The organism is Paraburkholderia lycopersici, assembly GCF_900096975.1.
Lineage (GTDB): Bacteria > Pseudomonadota > Gammaproteobacteria > Burkholderiales > Burkholderiaceae > Paraburkholderia > Paraburkholderia lycopersici.
The window spans coordinates 39,865-55,592 of sequence record NZ_FMYQ01000026.1 but is presented as its reverse complement, the minus strand read 5'-3'; the positions used below and the strand labels follow the sequence as shown (position 1 = coordinate 55,592).

Here is a 15,728-nt window from a genome sequence, read left to right as displayed (position 1 = left end):
CTTGGGATCCGGTCATTCCTCGGCGAACTTGCGTTCGACCTTCAGCGGCGGCGCCCAGGCGGGCATCGCGGCGTCCTGTGCGTCGGTGGTGAGGCCGGGCACGCCATGCACGGGGTTGCCGAGCATCGGGAAGCCGAGCTTCTCGCGCGATTCGTAGTACGCCTGCGCGACGCTGCGCGAGAGCGCGCGAATGCGGCCGATGTAGGCCGCGCGCTCCGTCACGGAAATCGCGCCGCGCGCGTCGAGCAGGTTGAACGTGTGGGCGGCCTTGAGCACGAGTTCGTAGGCGGGCAGCGCGAGCTGGTGCTCCATCATGCGCTTCGCTTCGCTCTCGTAGGCGTTGAAGAACGTGAACAGCAGGTCGACGTTCGCGTACTCGAAGTTGTACGTCGATTGCTCGACTTCGTTCTGGTGATAGACGTCGCCGTAGGTGAGGCGGCGCATTTCCGGGCCGTTCGGGCCTTGCTCTTCCCACTCGGTCCAGACGAGGTCGTAGACGTTCTCGACCTTCTGCAGATACATCGCGAGCCGTTCGAGACCATAGGTGATCTCGCCGAGCACCGGCTTGCAGTCGAGGCCGCCCACCTGCTGGAAGTAGGTGAACTGCGTGACTTCCATGCCGTTCAGCCACACTTCCCAGCCGAGGCCCCAGGCGCCGAGCGTGGGGTTTTCCCAGTCGTCTTCCACGAAGCGCACGTCGTTCTGCTTCAGGTCGAAGCCGAGCGCTTCGAGCGAGCCGAGATACAGGTCGAGGATGTTTTCCGGCGCGGGCTTGAGCACCACCTGGTACTGGTAGTAGTGCTGGAGGCGGTTCGGATTCTCGCCGTAGCGGCCGTCCTTCGGGCGGCGCGAGGGCTGCACGTAGGCCGCGCGCCACGGCTCGGGGCCGATCGCGCGCAGGAAGGTGTGGACGTGCGAGGTGCCGGCGCCGACTTCCATGTCGATCGGCTGGAGCAGCGCGCAGCCCTGCTTGTCCCAGTAAGACTGGAGCGTCAGGATGATTTGCTGAAACGTGAGCATGTGTGCCTGCAGTGTCTTTCGGGCTTTCGGGGGCGGAATGCGGCGGCCCCGCCAGGCGCTCGCGCGCGGGCGCTGCGGCACGGCCGCCATGCGCCCTTGCGTGGCCCCGGGCCGGGAGGCGGCCTGGTGCTAAAACGTTGAATTTTACCGGATTGCCGGGGCCTTGAGACCTGGGCGGGGTTCGGGCGCCCAGGCGCGGCTCGGGCAGGTCGTTGCGCGCGCCTTATTTCGTGCTTGCCTGCCGGCGTTCCGTCCTGCCCTTGAACGCCGGGCCGAACGCAAAGCCGAACGCCAGCGACAGGAGCGAAACGGCGATCACCGTGTTGTTGCCGCTCGTCACGTATGGCGTGAACCCGCTCGTGCCCTCCACCTTTACGTCGAGCGAGCCGGCCGTAAACGTGGGCAGGCGCGCGATCACGCGGCCGCGGGCGTCGATGGCGGCCGTCGCGCCCGTGTTGGTGGCGCGCAGCATAGGCCGGCCGGTTTCGAGCGAGCGCATCCGCGCGATCTGCAGATGCTGGTCGAGCGCGATGGTGTCGCCGAACCATGCGAGGTTCGTAGAATTGATGAGCACGCCGGGCGAGACCGGATTCTCGCGCACGGTGCGGGCGATTTCCTCGCCGAAGATGTCCTCGTAGCAGATGTCGACGGCCACGGGCTGGTTGTGGACGAGGAACGGCGGCTGCACGGGCGCGCCGCGCGCGAAGTCGCCGAGCGGGATGTTCATCAGATTGACGAACCAGCGAAAGCCCCATGGCACGAATTCGCCGAAAGGTACGAGGTGGTGCTTGTCGTAGCGATAGAGCCCGTTCTGGCCCGGGGTGATGCCGAAGAGGCTGTTGGTGTAGTCGATGACGCGCCCGTCGGGCGTGATCGTGCCGCCCACGGCGCCGAACAGGATGGCGGTGCCGGTACCGTCGGCGAACGCGCGGATGTCGCGGCCGAACTTCTCGGGGATTTCCTGCACGAGCACCGGCACCGCCGTTTCGGGCGTGACGACGAGATCGGCGGGTTTTTCGGTGATGAGCTTCTGGAATTCGGCGAGCGCGTCGATCATGCCCGACTCGGAGAACTTCATCTCCTGCTTGATGTTGCCTTGCAGCAGCCGCACGGTGAGCGGCGTGCCGGAGGGTTGCGTCCATGAGACGAGCGAGAGCAGCAGCCCGGCGGCGATCACGGCAACGGCGATGAGCGCCGGCGTCGCGACCGCGGCGCTCGCCTGGGCGCCACGCCGACGCTTCAGGTCCCGCGCCCGCAGGCACGCTTGCACGATGAGCGCCGCGACCAGCGCGAGCACCCAGCCTACGCCGTAGACGCCCACGACCGGCGCGAAGCCGGCGAGCGGTCCGCCCACTTGCGCGTAGCCGCTCGAGAGCCAGGGAAAGCCGGTGAACACGTAGCCGCGCGCCCATTCGCCGAGCGCCCACGCGCTTGCGAACGCGAAGGCGCCGTGCCACGTGGGCGAGAAGGGCAAGTCACCGCTGCGTCCGTTCTTCGCGTGCCCCGCGCAGAACGACCAGACGAGCGCGGCGAGCGCGGGGTACATGCCGAGATAGAGCGAAAACAGCACGAGCGCCGCGCCCGCGAGCACCGCGGGCATGCCGCCGTAGAAGTGCATGCTCACATAGAGCCACCACACGCCGCTCACGAAATTGCCGAAGCCGAACGCCCAGCCCGTGAAGAGTGCGCTTTTCCATCCCGTCGTGCACGTGAGCCAGAAGTAGAAGAGCGCGAAGATCGCGATGGCGAGCCAGCCACCGTGCGGCGTGGGAGCGAACGAAAGCGTGTTGAGCGCGCCCAGCCCGGCCGCGGCGAGGTAGTGCCAGACGGGCAGCGCGCGGCGCTCCGCGCCGTTCGCGGCGGCGCTGGCGCTGACGGCGGTCCCGGTGGTTTTGGGCGCACGCGCTTCGGCGCGCGTGCGGGTGTCGATCGGTTCGGCCATACGGGGTGCGGTGAAGTGCGGCTTTGATGCCGAAAGCGCGGATTGCGCGACGAGCGCAACGATAGCATTTTCGTGCGTCGCCATCGGGACGGGGCTGGGGGGCCGGATCGCGGCATCGCGGCGGCCAGGCAAAACGCCAGCCCGAAGGCTGGCGTTCGCGCCGGGGCGGCTTGTGCGTCAGGTGCCCGGCGGCTGCAGTGCGGCTTCGCGCTGGCCGGCCATCGGGTCGCGCCGCACGAGCAGCATGTGGGCCTGGCGGGCGTCCGCGCGCAATACCTCGAAGATCAGGTCGTCGATGCGCACCTTCTCCCCGCGATGCGGCACGTGCCCGAAGTGATGCGTGACGAAGCCGCCGATCGTGTCGACCTCCTCGTCGGAGTAATGGGTGCCGAACACCTCGTTGAACTGCTCGATTTCGGTGAGCGCGCGCACGCGGAAGCGCCCGTCGGGCGAGGCGATGATGTTGCCGCTTTCCTCGTCGAAGTCGTACTCGTCCTCGATGTCGCCGACGATCTGCTCGAGCACGTCCTCGATCGTGATGAGGCCCGCCACGCCGCCGTATTCGTCGACGACGATGGCGATGTGATTGCGGTTCTGGCGAAAGTCGCGCAGCAGCACGTTCAGGCGCTTGGATTCGGGAATGAACACGGCCGGGCGCAGCATGCCGCGCACGTCGAATTCCTCTTCGGCGTAGTAGCGCAGCAGGTCTTTCGCGAGCAGCACGCCGATGACGTTGTCGCGGTTGCCGTCGTACACGGGGTAGCGCGAGTGCGCCTTCTCGAGCACGAACGGAATGAATTCGTCAGGATTTTCGGCGATGTTGATCGCGTCCATCTGGGCGCGTGGAACCATGATGTCGCGAGCGCAGAGCTCGGATACCTGGAACACGCCTTCGATCATCGAAAGCGAGTCGGCGTCGATCAGATTACGCGCGTGCGCGTCCTGAAGGATTTCGAGAAGTTCGCTGCGCGAATCGGGCTCGGGCGAGATGAAGTCGGTCAGCCGCTCGAGCAGGGAGCGCTTTTCCTGCGGTTTGTCGGTCTGTCGTCGACTGGGATAAGAGTCGTTCATGGTGGTGCGCCCTTGGCCGCTTGGGGGCAGGGCGCGCTGTTGCGGAGGGTTAAGGATACAACATGGCTGCGACGCGACTGTGTCGCGCGGACGTAGTCAATCCTGGCACAGATGGGCGCCGGCCGCGCGGTGGACGAAAAAACCGCATGCCGGTGCGCCGATGTCACGCGCAGCGTGCGAGCAGCCGCTCCAGTGCGCGGTCGCGCATGCCGCTCTCTCGCAGCGCGTCCACGGTGCGCCGCACGTAATCGAGCGTCGTGCCGTAGCGGCCGGATGCGCAGCCGAACACGGTGCGCACGGTCGCCTCGGAAAGCTTGCCGGTATAGGACGCCACGTCGCGCCGCATGACGAAGGCGAGCGCCGCGACGCGCCGGCCGTCGGCGAGCACGCATGGCAGCCACGCGGGGCGGTACGAGCCCATCGGCATCTCGCGGTGCCAGAGCGCTTCGAGATGCGGCATCACGCCCTCGGCGGCAAGCCGGAACGCGACTCCCGCGCATGAACCGCCACGGTCGAGCGCGAGCACGAGGCCGGGGTGCTCCGGCGTGCCGCGGTTCACGCGCGACCACAGATACAGCCCGCGATGATAGCCATGCACGCGCGAACGGACGTTCTCGATGGTGGGGAGCCCAGGGTTCCAGATCAGCGAGCCATAGCCGAAGAGCCAGAGGTCGCTTGCGCCGTCCCAGTCCTTGAGCGTGCACGCGAGCGAGACGCGCAGTTCGTCTTCGCTGAGCAGACGCGACTCGCCCAGCGCCGGCGGATAACCGGGACAGGGCACGCGCGCGTCGCTTTCCCCGGGCGGCGCGCAGGGTTCGGCGAAGTCGGGCGTGCGCTTGTCGTTCATGGCGGCGGGCTACCTGTACGGATCGGGAAAGCCTAGCGAGTTAAGCACTTCGGTCTCGATGCCTTCCATTTCCTCGGCTTCGGCCTCGTTTTCGTGATCGTAACCCTGCGCATGCAGCGCACCGTGCACGAGCAGGTGCGCGTAGTGTGCGGCGAGCGGCTTGCCCTGCTCGGCGGCTTCCTTCTCCACCACGGAGCAGCACAGGATCAGGTCGCCCGTGACCGGATCGTCCTCGCTTTCCGCGTAAGCGAAGGTGAGCACGTTGGTCGCGTAGTCCTTGCCGCGATACGTGCGGTTGAGCGTGCGGCCCTCTTCGGCGTCGACGAAGCGCACGGTCAGCTCGGCGTCGGCGAACAGCGCGGCTCTGAGCCATGTCGCCACGGTGGCGCGCGGCAGCGCGGCCTTGTGCTCGGGGAACGCCTTCGCGGCGGGGAACTGCATGGTCAGTTTGAGTTTGGGTGCGCGGGCCATGTTGCGTGATTGCTTGTCAGACGCGATCGCGCGTCAGCGGGCGTCGCCAACGCCTTCGTCCTTTTTCGAGTGCGCGTCATACGCCTCGACGATCCGCGCGACGAGCGGATGGCGCACGACGTCCGCGCTCGTGAAGCGCGTGAGCGCGATGCCGCGCACGTTGGCGAGCACCTGCTGCGCTTCGATGAGCCCGCTCTTGTGGCCGCGCGGCAGATCCACCTGCGTGGTGTCGCCCGTCACGACCGCCTTCGAGCCGAAGCCGATCCGCGTGAGAAACATCTTCATCTGCTCGGGTGTGGTGTTCTGCGCCTCGTCGAGGATGATGAACGCGTGGTTGAGCGTGCGCCCGCGCATGTAGGCGAGCGGCGCGATCTCGATCATCTGGCGCTCGAACATCTTCGCGGTCTTGTCGAAGCCGAGCAGATCGTAGAGCGCGTCATAAAGCGGACGCAGATACGGATCGACCTTCTGCGCGAGATCGCCGGGCAGGAAGCCGAGCCGCTCGCCCGCTTCCACGGCCGGACGCGTAAGCACGATGCGCTTGACCTGGTCGCGCTCGAGCGCGTCCACGGCGCAGGCCACGGCCAGATAGGTCTTGCCGGTGCCCGCCGGCCCGATGCCGAACGTCACGTCGTGCGAAATGATCTGCTTGAGATACTCGCGCTGCGCGGGCGTGCGGCCGCGCAGGTCGGCGCGGCGCGTGTAGAGCTTCGGGCCTGGTTCCTCGGCTTCGAAGCCCTCGCGCGCGGGTTCGTCGAACGGATGATCGGGGTCGCCGCGGAAGCGCGGGTCGATTTCCGCGGCGTCGTTGCCGCCGTTGTTCCCGCCATTGGCGTTGCCGCGCACCCCGCCGTTGCCATTGCCGCGTGGATCGTTCGCCGGATTGCCGGGATGCCGCGCCTCGACGAGCGCGAGCTGGATGTCGTCGACCGAGAGCGGATCGCGCGCCTGGTTGTAGAAGTTTTCGAGCGCCGCGAGCGCGAGCCTGGCGCCGCGCCCGCGAATGCTGATGCGATGGCCGCGCCGCGCGAGCGTCACGTCGAGCGCCTGTTCGATCTGCCGCAGGTTTTCGTCGAGCGGGCCGCAGAGGTTGGCGAGCCGCGCATTGTCGTCGCGCGGCGCGGTGAATTCCAGATGCTGCTGATTGGGCTTCAAGGTGTCTCTGAACTCCTGAATTCCGGTTTGGCGCTTAGTGCGCGAGCGCCGAAGCGTCTTCGTGCGCGAGCACGAGTTCGCCGCGCAGCGAGTGCGGATACGCGTGATTGATCTTCACGTCGATCATCTGGCCGAGCAGGCGCGCATGCGAGGCGAGCGGCGCCGGAAAGTTCACGACGCGGTTGTTCCCGGTGCGGCCCGAGAGCTCGCCCGGATCCTTGCGCGAAGGGCCTTCCACGAGAATGCGCTCGACCCGGCCGACCATCGACTGGCTGATGCGCTGCACGTTCTCTTCGATCGTGGCCTGCAGGTGCTGCAGGCGCCTGAGCTTCACCTCGCGCGGCGTGTCGTCGGAGAGGTTCGCCGCGGGCGTGCCGGGGCGCGGGCTGTAGATGAACGAAAAGCTCGTGTCGTAGCCCATTTCGTCGACGAGCGCCATCATCTTCTGGAAATCCTCCTCGGTCTCGCCGGGGAAGCCGACGATGAAGTCCGTGGAGAGCGACAGGTCCGGGCGGATCGCGCGCAGCTTGCGGATGATCGACTTGTATTCGAGCACGGTGTAGCCGCGCTTCATCGCCATGAGCACGCGGTCCGAGCCGTGCTGCACCGGCAGATGCAGATGGCTCACGAGCTTGGGCACTTTCGCGTAGGCATCGATCAGGCGCTGCGTGAATTCCTTCGGGTGCGAGGTCGTGTAGCGAATGCGCTCGATGCCCGGAATCTCGGCGACGTACTCGATGAGCGTGGCGAAGTCTGCGACGTCGTGCGTGCCGGCCGTCAAGGCGCCGCCGAATTTGCCCCGATAAGCGTTGACGTTCTGGCCGAGCAGCGTGACTTCACGCACGCCCTGGTCGGCGAGGCCGGCGATTTCGGTGAGCACGTCGTCGAGCGGTCGCGAGACTTCTTCGCCGCGCGTGTAGGGTACGACGCAGTAGCTGCAGTACTTCGAGCAGCCTTCCATGATCGAGACGAATGCGCTCGGGCCTTCCACGCGCGCGGGCGGCAGATGGTCGAACTTCTCGATTTCGGGGAACGTGATGTCGACCTGCGCGCGGCCGGAGGCGCGGCGCGCGTCGATCATCTGCGGCAGGCGGTGCAGCGTTTGCGGACCGAACACGAGGTCCACGTAAGGCGCGCGCGCCACGATCGCCGCGCCTTCCTGGCTCGCCACGCAGCCGCCCACGCCGATCAGCAGGTTCGGGTTCGCTTCCTTCAGCTCGCGCACGCGGCCGAGATCGGAGAAGACCTTCTCCTGCGCCTTTTCGCGCACAGAGCAGGTGTTGAAGAGGATGACGTCCGCGTCTTCGGGCGTGTCGGTCTTCACGAGGCCACCGGCTGCGCCGAGTACGTCGACCATCTTGTCGGAGTCGTACTCGTTCATCTGGCAGCCAAAGGTCTTTACATAAACTTTCTTGGTCATCGGGTTTCGCCGTTCGCAGTGGTTGACCTGGGGGCGTCGTCCGCTTGATGCACGGTATGCATGTCAGGACTACGGTGTTTTGGGGGCCGGACGGGGTGCGTCGAGGCCGCTCCGCCTTTGCCCGCTTTTTTGCCCGTGCGCCGGATTTTCCCCGCCGGTTTTTTTCACCGGCTCGCGGGCTCATCGGCTTGTTTTTGCCGGGTTTTTGCCGATATTTGGCGGATATCGACGCGGCGGCGGATCGCTTTGCGCGCAATCCAGCATTATAGCCGTTTGCGTCTGCGGCTTTGCATCGCTTCGGCGGGGTCCGTGCGGGGCACCAGCGCCTCCAGTTCGCCGGAAGTCTGCGCGAAGCGCCCGGTCAGGAAATCGAGCAGCGCCCGCACGCGGGGCGCGAGAAAGCGGTTGCGGTGGTAGAGCGCGTGCAGCGGTGCGTCCGGGTAGCGCCACTCGGGCATCACGATCTTGAGCCGCCCCGCGCGCAAGTCGTCGGCGACGTCCCACATCGACTTCACCGCGAGGCCGTAGCCGCACAGCGCCCACTGGCGCGCCACTTCGCCGTCCGTGGATTCGAGCGCGCCGTCGAGCGGCACGGTGTACGTCTGCGCGGCGTCGCCGCGCGTGAAGCGCCATTCGTTCACGGGCCCCGCCGCCGAACCGATCACGATGCAGTCGAAGCGGGCCAGATCGTTCGGCTCGCGCGGCTCGCCGTGGCGCTCGAGGTACGCGGGGGAGGCGCACAGCACGCGGCGGTTCGGCGCGAGCCAGCGCGCCACGAGCGAGCTGTCCGGCGGCGTGCCGAAGCGGATGGCGAGGTCGATGTCTTCGAGCACGAGGTTCGAGAGCGAGTCGGTTAGCATCAGCGCGAAACGCACGTCCGGGTAGAGGTCGCGGAATTCGTCGAGCCACGTCATCAGCAGATTGCGGCCGAAATCCGACGTGGCCGAAATGCGCACCTTGCCGCGTACCGCGTTCTGGCCCTCCTGCAAGGCCGCCTTGGCGTCGTCGAGCGAGCGCAGCGCGTGCTCGCTGCACGTGAGATAGAGACGGCCTTCGTCGGTTAGGCGCAACTGGCGGGTGGTGCGGTCGAAGAGGCGCGCGTGCAGTTCAGCCTCCAGCCGCGCGAGCCGCGCGCTGGCCGCCGCGGGCGTGAGGCCGAGCTTGCGGCCCGCCGCGGAGAGGCTGCCGAGGCGCGCCGCTTCCACGAAAAGGCGCACGTCGCCGAGGTTGTCCATCGCGTGATTTTTAGAAAATTATTGAAAATGATTCAAATGCTACGCTAATTATCAAATTCATGCGTAGGCTGGACAATGCACGTGTTTTCAGGACAACCGTCGCGCCAAGGCGTACCGCCACTGCCATGCAACTCGACCACGTCACCCTCGTCACGCCCGATCTCGAAGGCACGTGCCGCTTCTTTTGCGACGTCGTCGGCCTCGAAGACGGCCCGCGTCCGCCGTTTCGCGTGGACGGCCACTGGCTTTACGCGAACGGTCGTCCGGTCGTTCATCTGGTCGATGCGACCGCGCCCGCGCAAACGGCGGCGCTCGTCGCGCCGCGCATCGATCACGTGGCGTTTCGCGTGGCGTCAGGCGACGAGTGGCGCGCGCTCGTTCAGCGGCTCTCCGCGTACCGCGTGCCCTGTCAGCGCGCCGAAGTGCCCGCGAGCGCGGAGTTGCAGCTCTTCGTCGCGCTCGCGCCCGGCGTCGTCGTCGAATTCATAACGTCGATGCCCGTTGGCGCGGCGGCCTGAAAGCGTTCGGATCCAAGGCTGCTTTTTCGGAGATTTCGATGCCTGTCCCCTTGCTCGCGCTGGCCATCAGCGCCTTCGCCATCGGCACCACCGAGTTCCTCATCATGGGCCTGCTGCCCGACGTCGCGCGCGACCTGAACGTGACGATTCCCGCCGCCGGCCTGCTCGTGACCGGCTATGCGCTCGGCGTCGCAGCCGGCGCGCCGCTGCTCGCGGCGCTCACGAGCCGCATGCCGCGCAAGTTCGCGCTGCAATTGCTGATGGGCGTGTTCATCGTCGGCAACGTGATGTGCGCCGTGGCGTCGAACTATTCGCTCCTGATGGTGGCGCGCGTCGTGGCCTCGTTCGCGCATGGGTCGTTCTTCGGCATCGGCGCCGTGGTGGCCGCTTCGCTCGTGCCGCAGGAAAAGCGGGCGAGCGCGATCGCGCTGATGTTCACCGGCCTCACGCTCGCCACCGTGCTGGGCGTGCCGTTCGGCACGGCTGTCGGCCAGCAGTTCGGCTGGCGCGTCGCGTTCTGGATCGTGAGCGGCCTTGGCGTGATTTCGCTCGTCGGCGTGACGGCGCTGGTGCCCAATCACCACGATAGCGGTCCCGCGGGCCTGGGCCACGAGCTGCGTGTGCTGCGCGACCCGCGCGTTTGGCTCGCGCTCGGCATGACGGTGCTCGGTTTTGGCGGCGTGTTCGTCGTGTTCACCTACATCGCGCCGATTCTCGAGCAGGTGAGCGGCTTCACGCCGCGCGGCGTGACGCTGATGCTCGTGCTCTTCGGCGTCGGGCTCACGCTCGGCAACACGCTGGGCGGCAAACTCGCGGACCGCGCGCTGATGCCGTCGCTCATGGGCATTCTCGTGATGCTCGCCGTCGTCATGGCCATCTTCACGAAGACGAGCCACGCGATCTGGCCGGCTGCGGTCACGGTGTTCGTCTGGGGCATCGCCGCGTTCGCGACGGTGCCGCCGCTGCAGATGCGCGTGGTCGCGAAGGCCGCGGCGGCGCCGAATCTCGCCTCGACGCTGAACATCGGCGCGTTCAACGTCGGCAACGCGATGGGGGCGTGGATGGGCGGCCTCGCCATCGCGCACGGCGTGGCGCTCGATTCGCTGCCGTGGGTGGCCGCGGCGGTTTCGCTGGCGGCGCTCTTGCTCACGTGGGCGGCGGCGCGGCTCGACGCACGCGGCGCACCGCTGCGTGGCGCGAGCATGACGGCGCGCCAGGATGCGTGAGCGATGCGGCCGTCTGATTCGGCCGTCTTATGGAACGGATGGGCCTTATACGCAGGGCGCGAAAGCAATCCCGTAATCGCGCTCTGCAATGCTGATAACAGTGTGAAGATAACTTCGTTGGGCGCGCCAGGTCGCGATGCTAGTCTTGCCTCCATTCATGCTCTTGCGCCGCTTTTCGCGCGGCGCGCCCGGAGACAGCCATGCGTTCACCCCTCGCGCTCGTGCGCGACGCGCAGCCCGATGCTGCGCACAACGAAGGAACTTACGACACGCTCGAATACCTCGTGGGCGTGAATCTCGCGCGGCTGCGCGCCGAGCGCCAGCTTTCGCTCGATGCGCTCGCACGCGCTTCGGGCGTCTCGCGCGCGATGCTCGCGCAGGTGGAGTCGGCGCGCAGCGTGCCGTCGATCAAGGTGCTGTGCAAGGTCGCGGCGGCTTTGAAGGTTTCGGTCTCGGCGTTCCTGCGGCGGCATGCCGTGAATGGCTTCGAGCATCTGCCCGCCGAGCGCGCGCCGCGCCTCGTTTCCGCCGATGGCCGATATTCGGCGCGCGCGCTTTATCCGGACGGGCAGCCCGCTGCCGCCGAATTCCACGAGCTGCGCATCGCGCCCCTGCATACCGAAGTCGGCGTGCGCCGCCCGCCAGGCACGACGGTGAACCTCGTGGTGAGCGAAGGCACGCTCGAAGTGAGCGTGCACGACCGACGCCAGTTGCTCGCGACCGGCGACGCGATCGTGTTCGACGCCGACCAGCCGCACAGCCTGCGCAATCCCGGCGACACCGAAGCACGTGTGTTCCGCGTCACGCTCAACGCCGAGACGCCGCCACGCTGGGACGTGCCCGCCGCAGCCGGAACAGCGGTATCGGCCGGGACGGACGAAGCAGTGGCGGCGCAGCCGGCATGAGTGAGAGCGTTCGTCCTGCCGTTCTGGCTATGCCGCATTGCATAAGCCGCGCTCCGAAGAAATTGTCCGGCCGCGCTTTTTTGCGCTGCACGATCGTGCGGCCTGTTGTATCCTTTGCCCGCCGGTTGATCCGGTAATCAGTGCGTCTTCAGGGCGGGGTGAAATTCCCCACCGGCGGTATGCCGGCCGCGCCGCAAGGCAAGGCCGGCGAGCCCGCGAGCGCTTGCGCGAGTCTCATGTATGTCGTGCGCAGGGTCAGCAGATCTGGTGCGAAGCCAGAGCCGACGGTTACAGTCCGGATGAAAGAAGATGTGCAGATGGTCATGTTTGCCCATCCGCCGCGGCGCTTTGGCCGATATGCCGGCGTCCCCGATTTCCGGGGTGCCCGGCACGTTGGCTCAACGACGCGTGCCGGGGATTCCTGTCTGTTTGCAATGCCCTGAAACGTTTTTCGCTAACTCTCGCGAGGAGCGTTTCACATGTCCTTTACTGCCAGTTCCACTTTCGCTTCGTCTTCCGTCGAGCCGCTCGACGCCGCCGCCGATCTTCCGTTCCTCGATACCGAACCGGTGCCCCCGCGCATCGCCGCCGCGCTGCAGGCCATGCGCGAAGGCCGCCCGGTCGTGCTGCAGGACGATCATGACCGCGAGGACGAAGCCGACCTCATCGTCGCCGCCGAGCGCCTCACGACCGAAACGATGGCGCTCTTCATCCGCGAGTGCAGCGGCATCGTATGCCTGTGCCTGCCGGACGAAAAAGTGCGCTCGCTCGAACTGCCCCCGATGGTGGCGCACAACGAAAGCCGCAATCGCACTGCGTTCACGGTGTCGATCGAGGCGCGCGATGGCGTGAGCACGGGCGTTTCGGCCGCCGATCGCGTGACGACGATCCGTGCCGCGATCGCCCCGAACGCCAGGCCAGCCGATATCGTGCGTCCCGGCCACGTGTTTCCGCTGCGCGCACAGAAGGGCGGCGTGCTGGCGCGCCGCGGCCACACCGAAGGCACCGTCGATCTCGCGGTGCTCGCGGGCCTGACGCCTGCTGGCGTGCTGTGCGAGCTGATGAACCCGGACGGCACGATGGCGCGCGGCAAGCAGGTCGACGACTTCGCGAAGCTGCACAACCTGCCGATGCTCACGATCGCCGAGCTGGTGGCGTTTCGCGAGTCGCTCGCCGCCGCGCGCGAGCGTTGCGCCGAGCCGGCTTGAGGTGCCCTGAAGCGGCACTTCCGAGGCTGACGATCGACGCGGCGCCCCAAAGCGCCGCGTCGCGTTTGCCGAGCGGTTTGCGCACCACTATGGCGCGGGGGCCTTGCGGTCCGTGTGCCCGCGCAGCGCTTGTCGCGCCGCCTCGCCTTACGATTGCACGTCGCCGAATTCGCCGCGCACACCGGCCTCGACGAGCGCCGGCAGCTCTTCCATGTGCGCCATGATGCGCGTCATGCCCATCTCGCGCAGCACGTCGGCATAGCCTGAAGGAATGTGGCTCGCGCCGACGAACGCGATCGTTTTCATGCCCGCCGCCCGTGCGGCGTTCAAGCCCGCAATGCTGTCCTCGACGACGAGGCAGCGCGCCGGCGCCACACCGAGTTGCCGCGCGGCGTGCAGATACACGTCCGGATAAGGCTTGGGCCGAGCGACCTGTTCCGCGCTGAAGATGCGCTCGCCGAAGATCGCGTCGAGTCCCGCTCGCCGCACCGAAGCGTGCACGCGCGAAAGACGGCTGTTCGAGACGACGGCGGCCGGCAGCGAAACCCGACGCAACGCGTCGCGTACGCCGTTGATCGGGCTCACCGACTCGGCGATGGCGGCTTCGCAGCGATGCTCGATCGTCTCGAGAAAATCCCCCGGCATCGTAAGGTCGAAGCGGGTGGCGACGTCGGCGAGAAAGCGGGAGGTTTGCTGCCCGAACGCCGCATTCACGGCGGCATGGAAATCGATGCCGGGAAAAGTGCTGCTCAGCGTTTCGAAGAGAACGCGGTCGGCAATGACTTCGCTGTCGACGAGCACGCCGTCACAGTCGCAGATGAGATGGTCGATCATGCGTGAAACGAGAGGTCAGGCGACGTGCGGATCGAGGGCCTGCGCGTGCGTCTGAGCCAGACTGGCGGGAAGGTGGAAACCCCTAATGATACGTGCTTTTGCTTCTCTCACGCCGGGCATGCCGCTCGCGCTGCTTAGCCATCGCTCGCAGCGTTCAGGTCGCCAGCGTCGGCCCATGCCTTCGCCGCGCCGATCGCGCGCTGCCAGCCGGCTAGGCACCTTGCGGCATCGGCGCGCGGCAGCGAGGGCGAGAAGCGGCGCTCGAGCATCCACTGCTGCTGCAATTCGTCCACATCTCGCCAGAATCCCACCGCAAGCCCCGCCAGATACCCTGCGCCCAGCGCCGTGCTTTCACTCGAGCGTGGCCGCAGGACGTTCACGCCCAGCAAATCGGCCTGGAACTGCATGAGCAGATTGTTCGCGCATGCACCGCCATCCACGCGCAATTCGTTTACGCGCATGCCGGAATCGGCCTCCATGGCGGCGAGTACGTCGAACGATTGATACGCGATCGAGTCGAGCGCCGCCCGGGCGATGTGCGCGGCGGTCGTGCCGCGCGTGACGCCGAAGAGCGAGCCGCGCGCGTGCGCGTTCCAGTGCGGCGCGCCCAGCCCCGCAAAGGCGGGCACGAGGTACACGCCGTCGCTGTGCGCCACGCGTGCCGCGAGCGTTTCGATTTCCGCGGCGCTGCGAATGACGCCGAGCCCGTCGCGCAACCACTGCACCACCGCGCCCGCGATGAAAATGCTGCCTTCGAGCGCGTACTGCGTTTGTCCGCCCGCTTGCCAGGCGATGGTCGTGACGAGATTGTGGCTCGACTCGATGGGTTGCGCGCCCGTGTTCATCACGAGGAAACAGCCGGTGCCGTAGGTGTTTTTCACCATGCCGGGCCGCATGCACATTTGTCCGAACAGCGCCGCATGCTGGTCGCCGGCCACGCCGGCGAGCGGGATTTCAGATGCAAATAGCGACGCCGCCGTGCGCGCATAGACCTCCGACGACGAGCGCACCTCGGGCAGCATGCTGCGCGGAATCTCGAAGAGTGCGAGCAGCTCTTCGTCCCAGCGCAGCGCGTGGATGTCGAAGAGCATCGTGCGCGCGGCGTTGGTGACGTCGGTGGCATGCAGCGCGCCGCGCGTGAGGTGCCATAGCAGCCAGCTATCCACCGTGCCGAACGCGAGCCGTCCCGCACGTGCCTTTTCGCGCGCACCCTCGACGTGATCGAGAATCCAGCGGATTTTCGTAGCCGAGAAGTAAGCGTCGATCGGCAGGCCCGTTCTCGCGCGTACCATCGGCTCGAGGCCGCGTGCCTTCAATTCGTCGCAATAGCCTGCCGTGCGGCGGTCCTGCCATACGATGGCGTTGTACACGGGCCGACCTGTTGCGCGGTCCCACACGATGGTCGTTTCGCGCTGGTTCGTGATGCCGATGGCCTCGATCGCCGCCGCCCCGACGCCCGCACGCGTGAGCGCCTCCGCCGCGACGCCCGCCTGGCTCGACCAGATATCGCTCGGGTCGTGCTCGACCCAGCCGGGGCGCGGATAAAGCTGCGCGAACTCCTTTTGCGCGAGCGCGACGATCTCGCCGCGGCGGTCGAGCAGCAGGGCGCGCGAACTCGTCGTGCCCTGATCGAGTGCGAGGACGTACGAGCCGGCGAGTGAATGAGGCATCGCGCAGTCTCCTTGAGTGGTGGCCCGGCGGCGCGCGCGGCGGCCGGCGCACTACGACACACCGCGGCGAACGAAACAGCGAACCCAGCATAGCCGGAGAGCGCTCTGCGGTCGCCTCGGCCGAACGGCCAGGGTGTCGGGCGTGCGGCTCGGTGCGACAATAGCCGCGTGGAAATGCTTTGGTTCTAACCAGTCGAAAACGATAA

14 protein-coding genes and 1 riboswitch are annotated in these 15,728 nt (G+C 67.1%); of the genes, 4 read left to right on the top strand and 10 right to left on the bottom strand.

The genetic code is table 11. From position 1 onward, the window contains the following. Window positions 1-12: 12 nt before the first annotated feature. The 8 genes from glyQ to BLU17_RS24065 all read right to left on the bottom strand — a co-directional run bounded on the left by glyQ (window position 13) and on the right by BLU17_RS24065 (window position 9,161). Entirely contained in the window at window positions 13-1,020 is a 1,008-nt protein-coding gene (gene glyQ / locus BLU17_RS24100) for a glycine--tRNA ligase subunit alpha (protein ID WP_092002530.1), read from the bottom strand. 223 nt (window positions 1,021-1,243) lie between these two features. Then, window positions 1,244-2,962 (bottom strand): apolipoprotein N-acyltransferase, encoded by a 1,719-nt coding sequence (gene lnt / locus BLU17_RS24095; protein WP_092002528.1) that lies wholly within the window; start codon window positions 2,960-2,962, stop codon window positions 1,244-1,246. Window positions 2,963-3,139: 177 nt separating this feature from the next. Continuing rightward, on the bottom strand, window positions 3,140-4,033 hold the full coding sequence (locus tag BLU17_RS24090) for a CorC family transporter (protein ID WP_092002398.1): 894 nt from the start codon (window positions 4,031-4,033) through the stop codon (window positions 3,140-3,142). Window positions 4,034-4,196: 163 nt separating this feature from the next. Beyond that, the gene (locus tag BLU17_RS24085) at window positions 4,197-4,880 is read right to left on the bottom strand and encodes a gamma-glutamylcyclotransferase (RefSeq protein WP_092002396.1); all 684 of its coding nucleotides are present in this window, start codon (window positions 4,878-4,880) and stop codon (window positions 4,197-4,199) included. A gap of 9 nt (window positions 4,881-4,889) precedes the next feature. Further along, window positions 4,890-5,351: an rRNA maturation RNase YbeY gene (gene ybeY, locus BLU17_RS24080; protein ID WP_092002393.1), complete on the bottom strand. Its 462-nt coding sequence runs from the start codon at window positions 5,349-5,351 to the stop codon at window positions 4,890-4,892. 33 nt (window positions 5,352-5,384) lie between these two features. Beyond that, window positions 5,385-6,506 carry a PhoH family protein gene (locus BLU17_RS24075; RefSeq protein ID WP_092002390.1) on the bottom strand — a complete coding sequence of 374 codons (1,122 nt, stop codon included), beginning with the start codon at window positions 6,504-6,506 and terminating at the stop codon, window positions 5,385-5,387. 34 nt (window positions 6,507-6,540) lie between these two features. Then, window positions 6,541-7,926, bottom strand: coding sequence for a tRNA (N6-isopentenyl adenosine(37)-C2)-methylthiotransferase MiaB (gene miaB, locus BLU17_RS24070; protein WP_092002387.1), 1,386 nt, complete (start codon window positions 7,924-7,926; stop codon window positions 6,541-6,543). 263 nt (window positions 7,927-8,189) lie between these two features. Further along, a complete protein-coding gene (locus tag BLU17_RS24065; protein ID WP_092002384.1) occupies window positions 8,190-9,161 on the bottom strand; it encodes a LysR family transcriptional regulator in 972 nt (323 codons plus the stop codon). Window positions 9,162-9,286: 125 nt separating this feature from the next. Between BLU17_RS24065 and BLU17_RS24060 the strand changes: the two genes are divergently transcribed. From BLU17_RS24060 to ribB, 4 genes are all read left to right on the top strand, one after another. Then, the gene (locus tag BLU17_RS24060) at window positions 9,287-9,679 is read left to right on the top strand and encodes a VOC family protein (protein WP_092002381.1); all 393 of its coding nucleotides are present in this window, start codon (window positions 9,287-9,289) and stop codon (window positions 9,677-9,679) included. 38 nt (window positions 9,680-9,717) lie between these two features. Beyond that, window positions 9,718-10,905 carry an MFS transporter gene (locus BLU17_RS24055; protein ID WP_092002378.1) on the top strand — a complete coding sequence of 396 codons (1,188 nt, stop codon included), beginning with the start codon at window positions 9,718-9,720 and terminating at the stop codon, window positions 10,903-10,905. Window positions 10,906-11,105: 200 nt separating this feature from the next. Continuing rightward, on the top strand, window positions 11,106-11,810 hold the full coding sequence (locus BLU17_RS24050) for a helix-turn-helix domain-containing protein (RefSeq protein ID WP_092002375.1): 705 nt from the start codon (window positions 11,106-11,108) through the stop codon (window positions 11,808-11,810). Window positions 11,811-11,950: 140 nt separating this feature from the next. After that, window positions 11,951-12,125, top strand: a riboswitch (FMN riboswitch). Between the two features lie 164 nt (window positions 12,126-12,289). Then, the gene (gene ribB, locus BLU17_RS24045; protein ID WP_092002372.1) at window positions 12,290-13,018 is read left to right on the top strand and encodes a 3,4-dihydroxy-2-butanone-4-phosphate synthase; all 729 of its coding nucleotides are present in this window, start codon (window positions 12,290-12,292) and stop codon (window positions 13,016-13,018) included. Window positions 13,019-13,165: 147 nt separating this feature from the next. Here the strand turns inward: ribB and BLU17_RS24040 are convergent, their stop codons facing one another. Together BLU17_RS24040 and glpK are read right to left on the bottom strand one after the other, a co-directional pair. After that, window positions 13,166-13,852, bottom strand: a complete 687-nt coding sequence (locus tag BLU17_RS24040) for an HAD family hydrolase (RefSeq protein WP_092002369.1) — start codon at window positions 13,850-13,852, stop codon at window positions 13,166-13,168. 134 nt (window positions 13,853-13,986) lie between these two features. After that, complete coding sequence (gene glpK / locus BLU17_RS24035) at window positions 13,987-15,522, bottom strand: glycerol kinase GlpK (RefSeq protein ID WP_092002366.1); 1,536 nt, start codon at window positions 15,520-15,522, stop codon at window positions 13,987-13,989. Between the last annotated feature and the right edge of the window lie 206 nt (window positions 15,523-15,728).

Bases quoted from the DNA above. Each gene is read 5' to 3' on its own strand.
- glyQ (WP_092002530.1), bottom strand. From the start codon at position 1,020: ATGCTCACGTTTCAGCAAATCATCCTGACGCTCCAGTCTTACTGGGAC.
- BLU17_RS24040 (WP_092002369.1), bottom strand. From the start codon at position 13,852: ATGATCGACCATCTCATCTGCGACTGTGACGGCGTGCTCGTCGACAGC.
- BLU17_RS24065 (WP_092002384.1), bottom strand. From the start codon at position 9,161: ATGGACAACCTCGGCGACGTGCGCCTTTTCGTGGAAGCGGCGCGCCTC.
- BLU17_RS24085 (WP_092002396.1), bottom strand. From the start codon at position 4,880: ATGAACGACAAGCGCACGCCCGACTTCGCCGAACCCTGCGCGCCGCCC.
- ybeY (WP_092002393.1), bottom strand. From the start codon at position 5,351: ATGGCCCGCGCACCCAAACTCAAACTGACCATGCAGTTCCCCGCCGCG.
- miaB (WP_092002387.1), bottom strand. From the start codon at position 7,926: ATGACCAAGAAAGTTTATGTAAAGACCTTTGGCTGCCAGATGAACGAG.
- BLU17_RS24050 (WP_092002375.1), top strand. From the start codon at position 11,106: ATGCGTTCACCCCTCGCGCTCGTGCGCGACGCGCAGCCCGATGCTGCG.
- BLU17_RS24090 (WP_092002398.1), bottom strand. From the start codon at position 4,033: ATGAACGACTCTTATCCCAGTCGACGACAGACCGACAAACCGCAGGAA.
- ribB (WP_092002372.1), top strand. From the start codon at position 12,290: ATGTCCTTTACTGCCAGTTCCACTTTCGCTTCGTCTTCCGTCGAGCCG.
- BLU17_RS24055 (WP_092002378.1), top strand. From the start codon at position 9,718: ATGCCTGTCCCCTTGCTCGCGCTGGCCATCAGCGCCTTCGCCATCGGC.
- BLU17_RS24060 (WP_092002381.1), top strand. From the start codon at position 9,287: ATGCAACTCGACCACGTCACCCTCGTCACGCCCGATCTCGAAGGCACG.
- lnt (WP_092002528.1), bottom strand. From the start codon at position 2,962: ATGGCCGAACCGATCGACACCCGCACGCGCGCCGAAGCGCGTGCGCCC.
- glpK (WP_092002366.1), bottom strand. From the start codon at position 15,522: ATGCCTCATTCACTCGCCGGCTCGTACGTCCTCGCACTCGATCAGGGC.